15 protein-coding genes are annotated in these 17,974 nt (G+C 33.3%); 8 read left to right on the top strand and 7 right to left on the bottom strand.

The features are described from left to right. Nucleotides 1–35 precede the first annotated feature (35 nt). The 6 genes from K1X16_RS13210 to K1X16_RS13235 all read right to left on the bottom strand — a co-directional run bounded on the left by K1X16_RS13210 (nucleotide 36) and on the right by K1X16_RS13235 (nucleotide 10,476). The gene (locus tag K1X16_RS13210) at nucleotides 36–1,826 is read right to left on the bottom strand and encodes a chloride channel protein (protein WP_225036734.1); all 1,791 of its coding nucleotides are present in this window, start codon (nucleotides 1,824–1,826) and stop codon (nucleotides 36–38) included. A gap of 45 nt (nucleotides 1,827–1,871) precedes the next feature. Further along, nucleotides 1,872–3,626 carry an aspartate--tRNA ligase gene (gene aspS / locus K1X16_RS13215; RefSeq protein WP_225036735.1) on the bottom strand — a complete coding sequence of 585 codons (1,755 nt, stop codon included), beginning with the start codon at nucleotides 3,624–3,626 and terminating at the stop codon, nucleotides 1,872–1,874. A gap of 77 nt (nucleotides 3,627–3,703) precedes the next feature. Further along, nucleotides 3,704–7,246 carry an efflux RND transporter permease subunit gene (locus K1X16_RS13220; RefSeq protein WP_225036736.1) on the bottom strand — a complete coding sequence of 1,181 codons (3,543 nt, stop codon included), beginning with the start codon at nucleotides 7,244–7,246 and terminating at the stop codon, nucleotides 3,704–3,706. A gap of 85 nt (nucleotides 7,247–7,331) precedes the next feature. Then, a complete protein-coding gene (locus K1X16_RS13225; RefSeq protein WP_225036737.1) occupies nucleotides 7,332–8,507 on the bottom strand; it encodes an efflux RND transporter periplasmic adaptor subunit in 1,176 nt (391 codons plus the stop codon). A gap of 16 nt (nucleotides 8,508–8,523) precedes the next feature. Further along, the gene (locus K1X16_RS13230) at nucleotides 8,524–9,870 is read right to left on the bottom strand and encodes a TolC family protein (RefSeq protein WP_225036738.1); all 1,347 of its coding nucleotides are present in this window, start codon (nucleotides 9,868–9,870) and stop codon (nucleotides 8,524–8,526) included. 3 nt (nucleotides 9,871–9,873) lie between these two features. Beyond that, on the bottom strand, nucleotides 9,874–10,476 hold the full coding sequence (locus tag K1X16_RS13235; RefSeq protein WP_225036739.1) for a TetR/AcrR family transcriptional regulator: 603 nt from the start codon (nucleotides 10,474–10,476) through the stop codon (nucleotides 9,874–9,876). A 152-nt stretch (nucleotides 10,477–10,628) separates the two neighbouring features. Here K1X16_RS13235 and K1X16_RS13240 point away from each other — a divergent pair, with 152 nt between their 5' ends. The 8 genes from K1X16_RS13240 (at nucleotide 10,629) to K1X16_RS13275 (ending at nucleotide 16,618) form a co-directional block, all read left to right on the top strand. Further along, nucleotides 10,629–11,603 carry a polyprenyl synthetase family protein gene (locus K1X16_RS13240; RefSeq protein WP_225036740.1) on the top strand — a complete coding sequence of 325 codons (975 nt, stop codon included), beginning with the start codon at nucleotides 10,629–10,631 and terminating at the stop codon, nucleotides 11,601–11,603. Nucleotides 11,604–11,609: 6 nt separating this feature from the next. Then, on the top strand, nucleotides 11,610–11,960 hold the full coding sequence (locus K1X16_RS13245) for a hypothetical protein (protein ID WP_195871121.1): 351 nt from the start codon (nucleotides 11,610–11,612) through the stop codon (nucleotides 11,958–11,960). A gap of 74 nt (nucleotides 11,961–12,034) precedes the next feature. Further along, nucleotides 12,035–12,469: an RrF2 family transcriptional regulator gene (locus tag K1X16_RS13250; RefSeq protein WP_225036741.1), complete on the top strand. Its 435-nt coding sequence runs from the start codon at nucleotides 12,035–12,037 to the stop codon at nucleotides 12,467–12,469. 50 nt (nucleotides 12,470–12,519) lie between these two features. Continuing rightward, nucleotides 12,520–13,251 (top strand): iron-sulfur cluster repair di-iron protein, encoded by a 732-nt coding sequence (ric, locus tag K1X16_RS13255; protein ID WP_225036742.1) that lies wholly within the window; start codon nucleotides 12,520–12,522, stop codon nucleotides 13,249–13,251. A 326-nt stretch (nucleotides 13,252–13,577) separates the two neighbouring features. Then, on the top strand, nucleotides 13,578–14,789 hold the full coding sequence (locus tag K1X16_RS13260; RefSeq protein WP_225036743.1) for a hypothetical protein: 1,212 nt from the start codon (nucleotides 13,578–13,580) through the stop codon (nucleotides 14,787–14,789). Continuing rightward, the gene (locus K1X16_RS13265) at nucleotides 14,761–15,225 is read left to right on the top strand and encodes a hemerythrin domain-containing protein (protein WP_225036744.1); all 465 of its coding nucleotides are present in this window, start codon (nucleotides 14,761–14,763) and stop codon (nucleotides 15,223–15,225) included. Before K1X16_RS13260 ends, K1X16_RS13265 begins: the two co-directional genes overlap by 29 nt. 74 nt (nucleotides 15,226–15,299) lie before the next feature. Continuing rightward, a complete protein-coding gene (locus K1X16_RS13270) occupies nucleotides 15,300–16,124 on the top strand; it encodes a universal stress protein (RefSeq protein WP_225036745.1) in 825 nt (274 codons plus the stop codon). A 38-nt stretch (nucleotides 16,125–16,162) separates the two neighbouring features. After that, complete coding sequence (locus K1X16_RS13275) at nucleotides 16,163–16,618, top strand: pyridoxamine 5'-phosphate oxidase family protein (RefSeq protein WP_195871127.1); 456 nt, start codon at nucleotides 16,163–16,165, stop codon at nucleotides 16,616–16,618. 39 nt (nucleotides 16,619–16,657) lie between these two features. On the opposite strand, the gene K1X16_RS13280 is transcribed toward K1X16_RS13275, so the two are convergent. Next, nucleotides 16,658–17,917 carry an alginate export family protein gene (locus K1X16_RS13280; RefSeq protein WP_225036746.1) on the bottom strand — a complete coding sequence of 420 codons (1,260 nt, stop codon included), beginning with the start codon at nucleotides 17,915–17,917 and terminating at the stop codon, nucleotides 16,658–16,660. Between the last annotated feature and the right edge of the window lie 57 nt (nucleotides 17,918–17,974).

Below are 17,974 nucleotides of genomic sequence, written 5' to 3' on the forward strand. Positions count from 1 at the left end.
TTTTCAGGGTGCAAAATCTTGTTTATTATATAAGGTTATGATGTAAAATTAATTAATTCTTGTCGGTAAGCCGTTAATAATTTTGATTTTGAAATAAAACCAATATAGATACCGTTTCTTACTACAGGTAAATTCCAAGCACTACTATCTTGAAACTTTTTCATAATTACAGTCATATTATCTTTTTCAATGTCAATGATTGCAGGTGGTTTTTGCATCACTTCAATCGCAAATATGTCATCGTATAATTTTTGATCAAACATAATTGGTCTAATATCATCCAATAAAATAACGCCTTTTAAAGTATTGTCTTCTTCGTCTATAACCGGAAAAATATTTCGATTAGATTTAATAACCGCTTTTTTTATGATGTCTCCTAATGTCATATTTGTGGTTACATGGATGAAATTAGTTTCAATAACTTTTTTTGTATCCATTAAAATTAAAACAGCTTGATCTTTATCGTGTGTAATTAATTCACCCTTACGAGCTAATTCCATAGTGTAAACAGAATGTGGAACATAGAGTTTTGTAATACTAAATGCGATTGCAGCAGTAATCATTAATGGTATAAATAAATCATAACCACCTGTAAGTTCAGCAATTAAAAAGATAGCTGTTAATGGAGCATGTAAAACTCCTGCTAATAAACCTGCCATACCAACAAGCGTAAAATTACTTTCGGAAACAGGTGTACTAAATAAGCCACAATTGTTAATGATTTTAGCAATGCAATTACCCATAATACTTCCCATAAAAAGGGTAGGTCCAAAAATTCCACCAACACCTCCTGCTCCAAAAGTTAAAGCACTAGCAATTATTTTGAAAAATACGAGTCCAGCTAAAAGAGCAATAACAATCCATATATTCGACACATCTAAATTTAGAAAATTATTAACTAGTGCTTTTTCAGGATTCCCAACAATAAGGCTATTCATAACATCAAAGCCTTCACCATAAAGCGGTGGAATAAAATAAATTAGGATGCCAATTGCAATACCACCAACCAGAAGTTTTTTAACTGGAGAGTTTAGTTGGTCAAAACGTTTTTGAATTCTCTGGTAGACTTCTGTAAAATAAATAGATATAAAAGCAGCACAGACTCCTAAAAACGCATAAAATGGGACATCAGAAATCATAAATTTATCTTCAATCCTAAAAGGCAATAACACATCATTTCCAGAAAAAAAATAGGATGTAATAATTGCAGAAAGGGATGCTAACAATAAAGGCAGCATAGAGGCAATTGTTAAGTCTAAGCTAAAGACTTCAATTGCAAAAATGATCGCGGCAATTGGTGCTTTAAAAATGGAAGATAATGCTCCTGCCGCTGCGCAACAAATTAGCAAGGTTTTCGTTTTTTGGTTCATCCTAAAAAGCCGAGCAATGTTGGAGCCAATTGCAGCTCCTGTTGCAACAGCAGGTCCTTCTAATCCTACTGAACCTCCAAAACCTACCGTTATCGGAGCTGTAAGAATAGAGCCAAACATTTGATAGCGTTTTATGATGCCTTTACGTTTAGAAATAGCGTGTAATGTTGAAGGAATACCATGGCTAACCTTTTCTCTAACCACATATTTTATGATTAAATACGCAAGAGTCAATCCAATTATAGGAAACAAAAAGTAAAATGCTTGGTGGTAATACTGAACTAATCTACCCTCTAATAAAAGTTGAATATAATGCGTTAAATTTTTAAGAACAACAGCACCAATACCAGATGTAAACCCAATTAAAATACTTAATAGATATACAAATTGCTTATGTGAGATGTGCTTAGCTCGCCATATCAATAATCTTTTAAATATAGGACGTTTACTTTGCATAAAATTAATCTATAAAAAATCCTGCAAGAAGCAGGATTTAATATTTTATGATTTTAAATTCAGTTTTAAACTCAACTCTTTTAGTTGCTCATCATCAATTGGTGCAGGTGCATCAATCATAACATCACGACCTGAATTGTTTTTAGGAAACGCAATAAAATCTCTAATGGTTTCTTGGCCTCCCAAAATAGCTACCAATCGGTCTAAACCAAAAGCTAATCCGCCGTGTGGTGGTGCGCCATATTCAAAAGCATCCATTAAGAAGCCGAATTGAGCTCTAGCTTCTTCATCAGTGAATCCTAAATGTTTCAACATTATGGCTTGTGTTGCTTTATCATGTATTCTAATAGAACCACCTCCAATTTCGTTTCCATTTAATACTAAATCGTATGCATTGGCTTTTACGTCTCCAGGATTGGTATCTAACAATTCTAACTGTCCTGGTTTTGGAGAGGTGAATGGATGGTGCATTGCATGATAATGACCTGTTTCCTCATCTAATTCTAATAATGGGAAATCAATAACCCATAATGGTGCAAATACTTTTGGGTCTCTTAAGCCCAATCGTGTTGCTAATTCCATACGTAAAGCACTTAATTGTGCTCTTACTTTGTTGGTTTCTCCAGATAGTACACAAACTAAATCACCAGGTTTTGCTCCAGTAACTTCTGCCCATTTTGCTAAATCGTCTTGATCGTAAAACTTATCTACAGACGATTTAAAAGTGCCATCGTCATTACAACGCGAATAAATCATGCCTAAAGCACCAACTTGCGGACGCTTTACCCAATCAATTAATTTGTCTATTTCTTTTCTAGTATAACTGTTTCCACCAGGAACTGCAATACCAACCACTAACTCAGCGTTATTAAAAACACCGAATTCTTTGTGTTGTGTGACGGCATTAAGTTCACCAAATTCCATTCCGAATCTAATGTCTGGTTTGTCGTTTCCGTACAAACGCATGGCATCATCATAAAGCATTCTTGGGAATTTTTCAATCTCAACACCATTAACTTCTTTCAGTAAATGACGTGTTAAGCCTTCAAAAACATTAAGAATATCTTCTTGTTCTACAAACGCCATTTCACAATCTATTTGTGTGAATTCTGGTTGTCTGTCTGCACGTAAATCTTCGTCTCTAAAACACTTTACAATCTGAAAATATTTATCCATGCCACCAACCATCAATAATTGCTTGAAGGTTTGAGGTGATTGTGGTAAGGCATAAAACTGACCTTCATTCATACGAGAAGGCACTACAAAATCTCTGGCTCCTTCTGGAGTAGATTTGATTAAGTAAGGTGTTTCAACTTCAATAAATCCATCGTTAGACAAATAGTTTCTTACAGCTTGCGTAACTTTTGATCTAAAAATTAAGCTGTTTTTTACTGGATTACGACGAATATCGATGTAACGATATTTCATACGTAAATCGTCTCCACCATCTGTTTTATCTTCGATAGTAAAAGGTGGTACTAACGAGCTGTTTAAAATTGTTAATTCTGAAACGACAACTTCAATATCACCTGTTGGAATATTAGGGTTTTTTGAAGCACGTTCTGTAACGTTTCCTTTAACTTGAATAACAAATTCGCGTCCCAATTTTGAAGCCTTTTCCATAATGGCTTTTGGTGTGCGTTCTTCATCAAAATATAACTGTGTAATACCATAACGATCGCGAAGATCTATGTATATCATAAACCCTTTATCGCGAACACCTTGAACCCATCCGGAAAGTGTAACTTCTGTATTGCTGTGTGATGCTCTTAACTCACCACAATTGTGACTTCTGTACATAGATTTTTATTAGAATTGCAAAAGTAAAAAATCCGAAGTAAAGACTTCGGATTTTTCTATTTAAATAATATTTTCAGTTAATTATCAATGGCAGGCTGAGATGAACCTTCAATTTGCGTATGTTGTTCAACCTCAGAAATTCGTAGGGGTTCAGAGGTGAATTTTCGTCTTCCCCACATTTTTAGTTTTACACTTAAGAAGAATAAAATAGGTACTACAATCAGCGTTAAGAATGTTGCTACAAGTAACCCGTAAATAACAGTCCAAGCTAATGGTCCCCAAAATACCACATTATCACCTCCCATATAAATATTGGCATCAAAATCTGCAAAGAGCGTAAAGAAGTTGATATTTAAACCAATAGCTAAAGGAATTAAGCCTAAAATAGTTGTAATTGCTGTTAATAGAACAGGTCTTAAACGCGCTTTTCCGGCTTTAACGATGCTTTCAAAAAGGTCCTCGGTTGTTAAATAATCATTCTCACCAAGATCTAATTCATTTTTCTTTCTGTCAATTAATAGTTGTGCATAATCTAAAAGTACAACACCATTATTCACTACAATTCCGGCTAATGAAATAATACCGACCATAGTCATCATAATTACGAATGCACTTCCTGAAATCACAATACCTCCAAAGACTCCTATAAAACTTAAGAAAATGGCAATCATAATAATGGTTGGCTTCGAGATGGAGTTAAATTGAAATATTAAAATGAAGAATATTAATCCAAGACCCGTGAAAAATGCTCCCATTAAAAAGGCCATTTGTTTATTTTGCTCTTCAATCTGACCTGTATAATCGATATGAATATCATCGGACAAACCTTTATAACTTTTCATCTCATTTTGTATCTGAGCGACAATAGCACCTGCATCTGTATAGCCAGGTGATAATGCTGAATACACCGTAACGACACGTTTAGTGTCCTTGTGTTTTATAGCACTAAATCCAGAGTTATTTTTCTGTTTCGCAACTGTAGATAAGGGAATTTCCTTAATCTGACCAGTATTATCTCTAAAGGTAATGTTTTGATTAAACAACGCACTTTTATCGTAACGATTGGCTTCATTAAAACGAACGTATATATCAAAATCGTCACCGTCTTCTTTATAAATTCCGGCTTTAGATCCAAATATTGAATTACGTAACTGATCTCCAATTTGTTTGGCAGAAACACCTAATTCTCCTGCTTTTTTACGATCAATCTCAACTAACATGGTTGGTTTGTCTTTATTGACATCGATTTTGAGCTCATCAATTCCTGCAATATTTTTAGAATTGATAAACGCACGCATTTGTTCGGCAGTTGCAATTAACTCATTATAATCATTTCCATCGATTTCAATATTTATTGGCGAACCTGCAGGTGGTCCATCGGCATTTTTTTCAACGGAAATTAAAACACCTGGATAAATACCAACTAATGCTTCTTGTACTTTTTGACGCAAGAGTTCGCTGTCTTCTCCACGACGGAATTTATATTCGCGCATCGATGCTGTAATTTTAGCTTTATGTGGCATTTCTGCACCAGAACCCATATCAGTTTGAGGGTTTCCTGCACCTTCACCAACTTGAGAAACGGCACTTTCTACCAGAAAGTTTCTACCATTATCCATATACTTATTAGCGTTAATAACATCGTAAACGCGTTTTTCAATTTGCTTAGTTATGGTATTGGTTTTCTCAATCGCTGTACCTTGTGGATATTCTATATAGACAATAATTTGATTCGGTTTATTATCTGGAAAAAACTCTACATTCGTTCGTTGTGTGGCTAATGAAATTCCAAAGGCTATAAAAGCAGCAATTAATAATAAAAATGTTCCACCACTTAAAAAATATGGTCGTTTTTTTGAAAGTGCTCTTCGTAATTGACGTTCGTACCAGTTTTCAAGTCTAACCAATGCTTTAGTTTGAAAACTGTTGGCCCATCCTCTGATGAAAAAACGGTATGCCCAAAGCATAATTGCTGTGAAAACCATAATAGTTCCCATACCACGGTAAGGTCCTCCAATAATGAGAATTAATATACCGAAACTGGCAACAATGATAGTGACTTTAATAATTTGTTTTAAAGGCATATCCTTATCTTCAGTGGTCATATAACGCGATACTAATACTGAATTAAAAAATATAGCAACCGCTAAAGATGAGCCTAATACAATGGATAATGTTATTGGTAAAATTTTCATGAATTCTCCCATTATGCCTGGCCAAAGTCCTAAAGGAATAAAGGCTGCAACCGTTGTTGCTGTAGAAATAATGATAGGAAAGGCGATTTCTCCAATTCCTTTTTTAGCCGCTTCAATGCGACTCATGCCTTCATCTTCCATTAAACGATAGACGTTTTCAACCACCACAATTCCATTATCTACCAACATACCAAGTCCCATAATAAGTCCAAAAAGCACCATGGTATTTAAACTATATCCAATCATGCCTAAAATCATTAGCGACATAAACATAGACATTGGGATAGCGAACCCAACAAATAGGGCGTTTTTAAATCCTAAAAAGAACATTAAAACGGTTACAACCAAAATAACACCAAAGATGATGTTGTTGACTAAGTCATCAACCTGTCCAATAGTAACTGATGATTGATCGTTTGTGATACTTACTTCTAAATCTTGAGGGAACTCATTTTCAATGGCATCTTGAACAATGACTTGTATTTGCTCAGAAGCAGCAACCATGTTTTTACCAGCACGTTTCTTAACGTCTAGCATCACTACAGGTTTACCAGATTTTCTTGCAAATGTTGTGTGATCCTCTTCTTTAAAAGACACCGAAGCAACATCTCTTAAATATATAGGATTGTTGTTATCCGATTTAACAACGAAATTTTCGAGTTCAGATGGTTTTTCAATTTCTCCTATAATTCTTATCGTACGTCGTTGTCCACTTGCTTTTAAGTTTCCGGCAGATTGTGTAACATTTCCATTACTAATAGCACCAAGAATATCATTAAATGTCACCTTTGCTGCCATCATTTTATAGATGTCTACTGCAACTTCTACTTCTTTTTCTTGAGCACCACGAATGTCTGCTTTTTTAATTTCTTGTAAATCTTCTATTTCATCCTGAAGATACTCAGCATAGTCCTTTAGTTTTTCAATAGGATAATCACCAGAGATATTAATGTTTAAGATTGGCATTTCTTCAGAAAGGCTCAACTCAAAAACATCTGGCTCTACTTTAGCTCCGTTAAATGTTGGCCAATCTTCGCCAGCTGTTTCAGAATCAATTTCGTCTTTAACCTTTTGCTTGGCTTGTTCTACGGAAATATTTTCATCAAATTCTATGATAACCATAGAATAATCTTCTTGAGACGTTGAGGTGATTTCTACAACATTACTAACGGTTTTTAGTTTGTCTTCAACAGGATCTGTGATAAGTTTTTCAATATCTTCAGCTGTGTTCCCAGGGTAGATAGTGCTGACGTATATTTTAGTCTCATTGACCTCTGGAAAAGATTCTCTAGGCATGTCGAAAAATGCAGAAATTCCCAAATAGAAAAAGACAGCAATAAGGACATACATGGTGGTTTTATTGTTAATTGCCCATGATGACCATGCAAATTCCTTTTCGGTATTTTTTTTGTTAGTATCAGTCATTAGATGTTAGTCTTTAGTCGTTAGATAAAAGTTGTTTCGCTTTAATCTTTAGAATTGTTGGTTGCTATTTTATATACTAGAAGCATTATTCGTCTATCTGTAAAACTTCAACAGATTGTCCGTCTCTTACACTTCTTGCTCCTTCTTTGATTATTTCGGCTCCATCTTCAAGTCCTTTTAAGACTTCAATAATATCATCTTGGGTTTTTCCCGTTTCAATAATAATACGCTTTGCTGTTCCTATATTGTTATTGTTTCTTTCTACGACAACATAGACATATTGTTCGCCTTCTGAATTTTCTGAAACGACACTTTGCGGAATTAATATGGCACTTTCGCTTGTGTAATCATTGATTTTTAAACGCGCAGATAAGTTTGGTTTAATGGTTTTGTCTGCATTTGGAATGCCAACTTCAACTTTAAAAGTTCGGTTTGCTGGATTTATAAAATCTCCAGCCTGACGAATTTTAGTTTCTAATGTTTTTCCTAAAACAGGAATATTTACACTTACATGTTTTCCTTTGGTAACATCGGAAACGTAACGCTCTGGTACTTCTGTTTCAATATACATATTGTCTAAATTTACAATACGCATTAATGGTGATTGACCTGCAGCAACAACACTTCCTTGTTCTGTAATAATATCGTCGATAGTTCCAGAAAAAGGTGCTTTTACTGTGGTTTTAGCAATTTGTTGCTGTAATTGGTTGACGGCTTCTTCTTGCGACTCATAAGTAGATTTTGATTGTAAAAATTGAATTTCACTACCAATATTCTGTTCCCAAAGACGTTGTTGACGCTCGTATGTGGTTTTAGCTAATTCTGCCTGAATTTTTAATTGTGCCAATTGTTGACTTAAGCCACCATCATCAATCTTGGCGAGTGTTTGCCCTTTAGAAACTTTCTGGCCTTCCTTAACAAATACTTGGGTTAAAATGCCGTTGTATTCTGGTGTAATGGTTAAAAGATCTTTAGTTGTAACATTTCCTTGTAGTTCTAATACGTGATTAAAAACTTCAGTTTTAGCTTTAAAAGATGTAATCAATGGTACATGTTTTACGGTATCTAAGGTTTGTATTTTTTCATCTAAGCGCTTTATTTTGTCGTTAATGGCTTGTTGTTCTGCAACAAGTTCTCCTCGTTTTACTCTTATGGTTTCAAGGTTGCCATTTTCTATGACGCTTTCTACAGAATTCTTCTTTTCGCCTGAGCACGAAACCGTAAAAATTGCTATGATTAAGAGTGGAAATATATATTTCATTTTTAATAGTGATTTATTAATTATTGATTGGTGTATTTAAAACGGTTTCTAATGCAGCTTTAGAGTTGACGACATCTAACATGGCTTGTAATAACTCTTGTTGTGCGGTATATAATTGTGTTTGTGCTTGTCTGAGTTCAAAACTAGAGCCAATACCTTCAAAAAATTTGGTTTGGTTTTTAGTTTCAATACGTTCGGCTAAGGCAAGGTTTTGTTTTTTATTTTCGTAATCCTCAATGGCAAACTGATAGTCATTTTTAGCAGAAGCGATTTCTAGTTTTATGCGCTGTTCTGTTTCTGTTAATTCCGTTTTAGCTTTTTCTAAATTAATCTTAGCACGCTGTGTGGATGCATTTCGCATGCCTGAGCTAAAAATTGGAATATTTAGGCTAATGCCAAACACAGAGGACCCAAACCAGTCTTGACTTTTCTTTGTAAACGTAAATTCATCTGCATATGCAGAATAGCCACCATTTATAAATGCGTTTAAGGTTGGTAATGCTTTGCTTTTTTCAAGTTTTAACAATAATTCTTTAGAGGTTTTATCGTTTTTAGCGATTAAGTAATCTATGGTGCTTTCTGGATTATTTTCAGATTCTAACATGGATAAAGTGATGTTTTGATCTGTCAATGTTTCTAAATTATCCTTTAACACTATAGCATTGTAAATATCTAAACCTAAAGTGATATTCAGCATTTGATAAGCCAACGTTTTTAGTCTTTGAACATTATTTAAATTACTTTTTACTCCAGATAACGTAATTTGTAGTTGCTCAACACTTTCTTCTTCACCTAACCCATTTTCGTAAATTTTTTGAGTTTCAAAGAGGTTTTTGTCAAGTACTTCAATGTTTCGTTCAAAGATTTTAATACTTTCTTCTGCTAATAGAACATTCCCGTAAGCTTCAATTACTGCTTTTCTGATTTCTAAGTCGGTTTTTACTTTCGCGTTTTTCGAGATTTCTAAAAATACTTTAGCAGATTGTAAACCTACAATATAAGAGCCGTCGAATATCTTTTGATTTAGGGTCGCAAAGCCAGTCATGCTTTGTTTAGTTCCAAAAATAATTTCTGAAAATTCGCCAGGTTGACCACCAAAAAACTCAGCAGGAACCACTTGAACCTGTTGTTTTAAGTTGTTCTGGTAATCTAAACTAGCACTAATTTGAGGTAATCCGGTCGCTGTTGTTTCCCATTTTTGCTGTTCAGCAGCTTCAATATCGCGAGTAGCATTTATGGCAGTTCTATTGTGTTCCAAAGCATAGTCAATAGCTTCTTCTAGCGAAAGACTTATAGGTTGTTCTTGTGAAAAGCCTATTTGAAAAATAATAAAACCTATTAATAATGGAATTGCTTTTTTCATAGGTTATTTTAGATTGGTATTAAGTTGTTTAAGTGTTTTTAGCCCTTCTGAAGAACAGATGCCTCTTAAATGGTATTCTATATAATTATTCATTAACATGGACATTGAGAAATTTTCAAGCGGAAAAACATCCTGATCTTTTAAGGAGACCATACTATTAAAATAGAGTCGTGCTATAAAATCGATGTCAATAGAGCTTCTATAAAGGTTTTTTGCAACTCCGCGTTCTAAATTTTGAGTTACACAACCTATCATTTTGTCAAATTGCATACGTTTTAATGTACTGTAAATTTTTGGGTAATATTTTTGAAGCTGATATTGAGGTGATGATTTTTCATCTTTTAAATGGATTAATACAAACTTTTTGATTTCATAAATCTCCTCAATTGGGTTTTTGTCTAACTCGCAAATACAATCAATGCCATAAGAAATACGTTCAAAAACACGCATTACAGTAGCCTCAACGAGTTTAGTTTTATTCTTAAAATGCTGATAAATGGTTTTTTTAGAAATACCCATTTCATTAGCAATATCATCCATGGTAACGCTCTTGAACCCTAAGTTTAAGAACATGTCAGATGATTTTATTATGATTTTGTCTTTCATTTTTTGGTATTTCGCAATATGGTAATCTATATTATGATCGCGCAAAATTACGCCAGGAAACTTTAAAAACCAAAAAAGTTTCCGAAGTTTTATAGGTTTTTTAACAGGCTTAACATTAGCTTAAAATATGTTTAAAACATTATTTTTGCCTTATGCAACATATCGAACAGTATCAAAAGCCATTTCTAAAGTATTTAGAACGTTTTACAGTAGAGCGAGAGCCAAAGAATTTATACAGTCCTATTAATTATATATTGGAACTAGGTGGTAAGCGCTTACGACCAATTTTAACCTTAATGACAGCTGAAGTATTTGATGAACATGCTGAAAAAGCTATGGATGCCGCTTTGTCTATTGAGGTGTTTCATAATTTCTCTTTAGTCCATGATGATATTATGGATGATGCACCTTTAAGAAGAGGACAGCAAACGGTTCATGAAAAATGGAACTTAAATACAGGAATCCTTTCTGGTGATGCCATGTTAATTTTGGCGTACCAATTGTTTGAGAATTATGACGCTGAAACATTTCGAGATTTAGCAAAATTATTTAGTAAAACAGCATTAGAGGTTTGTGAAGGACAACAATATGATATCGATTTTGAAACACGAGATGATGTTACCATTCCCGAATACCTTAAAATGATTGAATATAAAACAGCGGTTTTAGTGGGAGCTGCCATGAAAATGGGTGCCATTGTTGCAAAAGCATCAGAAGCAGATCAAAATTCTATTTATGAATTTGGTAGGTTCTTAGGAATTGCTTTTCAATTACAAGACGATTATTTAGATGCGTTTGGAAACCCTGAAACCTTTGGTAAACAAGTAGGAGGCGATATTATTGAAAACAAAAAGACGTATTTGTACCTAAAAACTATAGAACTTGGTTCTAATGACGACGTTTTAAATTTAAAGACTTTTATGTCTAATTTAGAGCTTCCTAACAGTAATAAAGTTGAAAAAGTAAAAGCCTTATTCCATAAAACTGGTGCTGCCGAAGCCACTCAAAATGCTGTTAAGGACTACACTAATAAAGCTTTTGAAGTTTTAGAAACCTTACATATTTCTGATGCTAAAAAGCAATCCCTTAGATTATTTGGAGAGCAATTAATGAATAGACGTGTTTAATTTCTAATGAATTTACCATCAAACTTTGAAGATTTAATTGTTGAAGCAGAAGGCTTACAACTTTATAAAAAACTCATCATACAGCTCAATAAAGATTTATTGTATGCTAATATCGATTTAGAGTTTGATGAAGAAACATTGCCAACAAGTTTAAAACTCGTGTTTCAGGAAACGGTTTTTTATCTTATAAATTCTAAATTTTCGGACTACCTAAACTTACTTTATATTGTAGATGTGCCCGAAGCAAAAATTAAAGCATTAGATGGCAGTGATGTTTTAAAACTCTCTGAAGACGTGACGTTTATTATTTTGCAACGTGAATGGCAAAAAGTATGGTATAAATCTAAATATTCTTAGAATAATTTATATCGGATAAAATTATCCTATATAAAATAATAATTGTACCTTTGTCATCTAAATAATATTAAAAGATGTTTTCTAAAGCATGTGAATACGGTATAAAAGCGGCAATATTTATTGCTATTAATTCTTCTGAAAACAGACGTGTAAGTCCTAAAGAAATTGCAGAAGAGATTGATTCTCCACAAGCTTTTACGGCTAAAATACTACAAGCCTTAGTTAGACATAATATGATAAAATCGGTTAGAGGCGCACAAGGTGGTTTTGAAATCGATAAAGACAAAATTGCAACCACCAAACTATCTCAAATTGTTTATGCTATTGATGGTGACAAGATTTATAATGGTTGTGGCCTTGGATTACATACTTGCGATGAAAACCATCCGTGTCCTGTACACGATAAGTTTAAAGTTGTTAGAGGTGAACTTAAAGATATGTTAGAAAACACAAGTTTAGAGCAGTTGGCATTAGATATAAAATCTGGAGTCTCATTTTTAAAGGTGTAAAAAAATTTAATTATAAATAGGATAAAATTATCCGAAATAAAAAAAACGATATGGAAGTACTAGAAAAAAACACAAAAAAGGAAATAGGCCAATATGTTGCCGAAGATTTTAGAACCGCAGCAATTTTCTCTAAACACAAAATTGATTTTTGTTGCCAAGGCAATAGAACAGTAGAGGAGGCTTGTGATAAAAAAGGTATTGATAGCAATCAGTTAATCGAGGAGTTAAATCGCGTTTTAAATTCTAAAGGAGGAGAAACTATTGATTATAAATCTTGGCCGTTAGATTTGTTAGCCGAGTATATTGAGAAAAAACACCATAGATACGTAGAAGAAAAAATACCAGTGTTGCGTCAGTTTTTAGATAAATTATGTAAAGTACATGGAAGCCGTCATCCAGAATTATTTAAAATTAATGAACTGTTTGTGGCGTCTGCTGGCGAATTAGCATCGCACATGAAAAAAGAAGAACTCATTCTTTTTCCATTCATAAAAAAGATGGTAAAAGCTAAAATAGAAAATGGAGCGGTACAATCACCTCAATTTGGTACGGTTGAAAATCCAATAGCCATGATGATGGAAGAACACGATAACGAAGGTGCTCGTTTTAGAGAGATTGATGCACTTACTAATAATTACAATCCACCTGCAGATGCTTGTAATACGTATAAAGTGACGTTTGCAATGCTAGAAGAGTTTGAAAAGGATTTGCATTTACACATTCATTTAGAGAATAATATTTTATTTCCTGAGGCCATAAAGTTAGAAGAGCAGTTTAATTAACAGTGAATTTGTTATTTTTAGTGTGTGATGAGCTGTATTGAAAAACACCCCTAAAGTCCCCTCAAGGGGACAGTCGTTCAAAGAAACCTTATTAATTTATGATTAAAATAATGTTTTATTGTCAACTTTATATTCTCTAAATTACTCAATTCTTAATCTGTAAATTGTCCCCTTGAGGATTAGTAAGAAATAAAATATATTTTGTTTTGTAGCTACCGAGCGTAGCTCTTAGGGGTGTAATAATCTTTTAAAAATGTTAGTTTAGAACTTTCCCACATTTAAGTTAAAAATCTAACATCATAGTCTTATAATCATAAGCGCAAGCGATGCCAAAAAAGTTAGTCCTCGTATGTTTAATCAATTTTCTAATTGCAGCCTTAATGGGTTTGGCTTTGCGTTTCTCGTTTTTAGAATCTATTGGTTTAAATTATAGGTTTTTAACGCATGCGCATTCTCATGTTGCCATGTTAGGTTGGGTATATTTAATGTTATTTACGCTCTTTGTTCATTATTTTATTCCAGATAAACAAAAAAGCTTTACACGTTTGTTTTGGCTAACCGAGTTTGCTGTTGTTGGGATGATGATTAGTTTTCCTATTCAGGGTTATGGGGCGATATCTATAGCATTTTCAACACTACACATTTTTTGCAGTTACTATTTTGTATATCTCATTTGGAAACACCAAAAGGCAAACACTACAGTAACTCAAAAACTACTGAAATCGGCACTTGTGTTTATGAGTATTTCTACATTAGGTGTTTGGTGTCTAGGACCAGCAGTTTCAATACTAGGATCAGCTTCTGCATTTTACCAAATTGCAATTCAGTTCTTTTTACATTTTCAGTTTAATGGTTGGTTTTTAATTGGAGTTATAGCGGTGTTTTTTCATATTTTAAACATTGAAGACTCTAAAACGTTTCGGCAATTTTTTGCCTTGTTAATGACTTCAACGGTGTTGACATTTGCCTTACCAGTGCAGTGGTTTGCACCTCATACGAGCTTAATTTGGATTAATGGTTTGGGGATTATACTTCAAGTTTTAGCACTTTTAAAATTCTTTCAACTTATAAAACAGAAGCTAAACGTATTGGATAAACCTAAAAACATGTTCGTGTTTTATATGTGTTGTTTTGCACTGGTTTGTTTTATTCTTAAAGTTGTATTTCAATCCTTATCCATTTTGCCAGAATTTTCGCAAGTTGTTTTTAATCATCACAATTTTGTAATTGGTTTTATACACTTGCTTATGTTGGGGGTAATTTCTGGATTTCTATTTGCTTTTATGTTAAAAAGTAATTTATTCAGTACGTCTAAAACCTTAGATTTTGGTATTTATAGTTTCCTTTTAGGCTTTGTTTTAACTGAATTATTGTTGTTAATTCAAGGTGTTATGTTTTATTTAGGACGCGGTATTATTCCAAATTATTACAGCTTACTTTTTCTATTTAGTATCTTACTGCCTTTAGGCATCAGCTTCTTATTAATTAATATTAGTAAACATAAAAATTATGCATCAAAAACCACAAAAACGACATAAAGCATTGCAGCCCTTGAGTAGAGAACATCATCACGGCTTATTGTTATCTTGGAAAATTAGAGCAGGATTTAGTAAAGACGTCAATCCAAAACGCATTAGAGCTTATGCAGATTGGTTTTTTGAACATCATTTGATTCCACATTTTGAACTAGAAGAAATGCACATTTTTCCTATTCTAACCAATGATGAAAACGACTTAGTGAAACGTGCTTTAGCAGATCATAGACGGTTAAAACGTTTGTTTGAAGAACGCGAAGATGACATCAAGACTTTAAGTAAAATTGAAGAAGAATTAGATAAACATATTCGGTTTGAAGAACGTGTTTTGTTTCCTGAAATTCAAAACGTAGCAACAGAAGAAGAGTTTCTTCAAATTGAAAAAATCCATCAGCCAGAACAATTTACAGATAACGAAAAGGATGTCTTTTGGAAGTAGTAATTTTAATATATGATTAATATCATTTTTCTTAATAATAAGATTCGGTAACTTTAGAGACAAGTTCAATTATTATGAAAAAGGTACTTTTACTTACGGATTTTTCTAAGAATGCTACAAATGCAATTTCTTATGCGATGCAGTTTTTTGCCTCCAAAACATGTACATTTTACATTATGTACGTGCATAAAGTAGGTGGTTATGTGTCGGACGATTTGTTAATGTCTCCAAAAAATTCTATTCATGATTCTATAACAGAAAAACCAAAAACGAAATTAAAAGCTTTAATCGAAGCGTTGAAAACTGATAATAAAACCAAAGATTATCAGTTTGAATATGTTATAGATTATGACGTGTTTACAGATGCCATTAATCAAGCTGTGACTAAATATGCAATAGATTTTGTGGTTATGGGAAGTAATGGTGCATCTAATGTTAAAGAGGTTATTTTTGGCAGTAATACGATTAACGTCATCAAAAAAGTGAACTGCAAAACTTTAGTCATTCCAAATAATTTTAGCTTTTTACCTGTTAATGAGTTTTTGGTTTCTCTAAATGCAGACGATGTTATAGACACTGATTTACTAGAAAATATAATAGATTTTATAGAGGATTTCAAATTGAAACTTCATGTCCTGAGAATAACTTCAGAAAGTGAACAACCTAATCTCGCTTTGAAAGATAAAGAAAGACTAGCACTTTTAGATTCTAAGTATCACCTTATTGAACATGTTCCGGTAGATTACGCAGTGTCTAGCTATCTGCAAACCAATACCATTGATATAACTGCTTTTATAAAAAAAGATAAATCCTTTTTAAATCGTTTATTTAATGATTCACCAAGTAAAGAATTAACGTCTCGAATGAATTTGCCGTTATTAGTACTACACTGTCATTAGTTTAGTATTGAGGTTAAATAATAACACCTAATAAAATTATGATAAAGTCCTTAAATAGAGAAGAATGTGAGTTGGTGTTAGGCCGAAGTTACATAGGTCATTTGGCATATATATATCAAAATAGACCTTTTGTTGTGCCAATAACCTATTTTTATTCAGAAAAGGACAATAGGATTATTTGTTATTCTGGTGATGGTCATAAAATTAATGCATTACGTCAACAAAAGGCAGTAGCATTAGAGGTAACAGAAATAACAACCATAACCAATTGGAAATCTGTTGTTGCTCATGGTCAGTATATAGAACTTGAACGCAGTAGTGCCAAAGCCTTATTACACGAGTTTTCTTTGGGTGTAAAAGATGTTGTAATGCGAAAAGAATTACGCGATTTAGATTTTATTAGTGAGTTTTCAGCGAAAATAGAATCTGACGAAACACCTATTGTTTTTGTTATCGAAATTAAAGAACTCACAGGGAAATTGAAACATGATTAAGTGGTTTTTCCTAAGTTAAAAAACTAAAGCCACTACTTTTTAATCATCAAACGTCGTTTTAAATAGACTTGGTTTAATAGTGATCATTACCCAAGCCCAATTGTTGGTATTGTCTTTATTGCCCGCTTTTAAAACCTCCATGGTTTCTGTTGCAAACATCTGCGAATAGCCGGCATTAAAATTGATGTCTTTTGTCCATTTATAGCCTAAAATTAAATCCAATTCGGTTCCTAGCTCATTACTCATTTCATTATTTGTATTATCAATAACCGTAGCAGCAGAAGAAAATAGATGAGGTACTAATGTTGCAGAAAACTTATTTTTCTGATAGCCAAATGTGGCATTTATATCTAATAGACCAACGGAATTAGTATGATTTCCAACATAAAAATAATCCATTAAGCCATTAAACTTGTGGTTGGTGCCAAACCAAGGATTGAATGATTTTAATGTGTTTTCTGTTGCGTTCATATCTGTTCCAGAAAGATACTCTGCACCTAAACCTATTTTAAATTTAGCGTTAATTTTGTAAGATGCATTGGCTGCAACATTAAAAGCACTGAGTTCTGTATCCGCAATTTTCCCTGTTTGAAAATAGACTGAAGCATCGGCATTAAATTTGTCTTTTTCAAAGGTAAACCGAGAACCAATGGTTTGATTATAATCCACCTGCTGTTCATTATTAGTATCCTCATAGGCTAAGCCATTATTCAATAGTAAAAAACTTAATCCTACGGCATCTATAGATGTGTGATACCATACATATTGAAACGCTTTATAATTATTTACAGTGTAGTTTGTTTCAAATAGTGTTTCTGCCGTTTCATTCATTGCCAAACCTAAATCTAAACGATTATTAGCGTTGGGTTTATAAGTTACAATTAAAGCATCATGACTTCTAGCTTGTTGTGCCCAACCAACACTACCAAATAATCTTTGGTCGTCATAATTAATTTCTTGCCGTCCTAATTTTAGTGATAATTTTGAATTGAATAGCAATTGCGCCCAGGCTTCATGTACTGTAATTCCGTTTTTGTCTGTCAGCGATGTTGTTGTTACATCTCCCCAAACACGCACATTCTGAAATGCTACGTATGCGTTTAATTTATCGCTTTTGTAATTAAAATTTAATCGCGTACGTTGTGATATAAATGATGCTGCATCAATGTCATTTGGGATTAAGGTTTTGTAACCATGTCTATATTCAAAACGAGGTCTTAGTTCTGTAGACATTTCAAATTCTTGGGTGTAGGAGGTCATTACAACTCCCAGACATAGGATTGTTAGAATGGTTTTCATAATAATTTTGGTTGTTATATCTACAAGGTTTTGACTTCGACTACGCTTAGCCGCCAT

This window comes from Winogradskyella sp. SM1960, from assembly GCF_020179375.1.
Classification (GTDB): Bacteria; Bacteroidota; Bacteroidia; order Flavobacteriales; family Flavobacteriaceae; genus Winogradskyella; species Winogradskyella marina.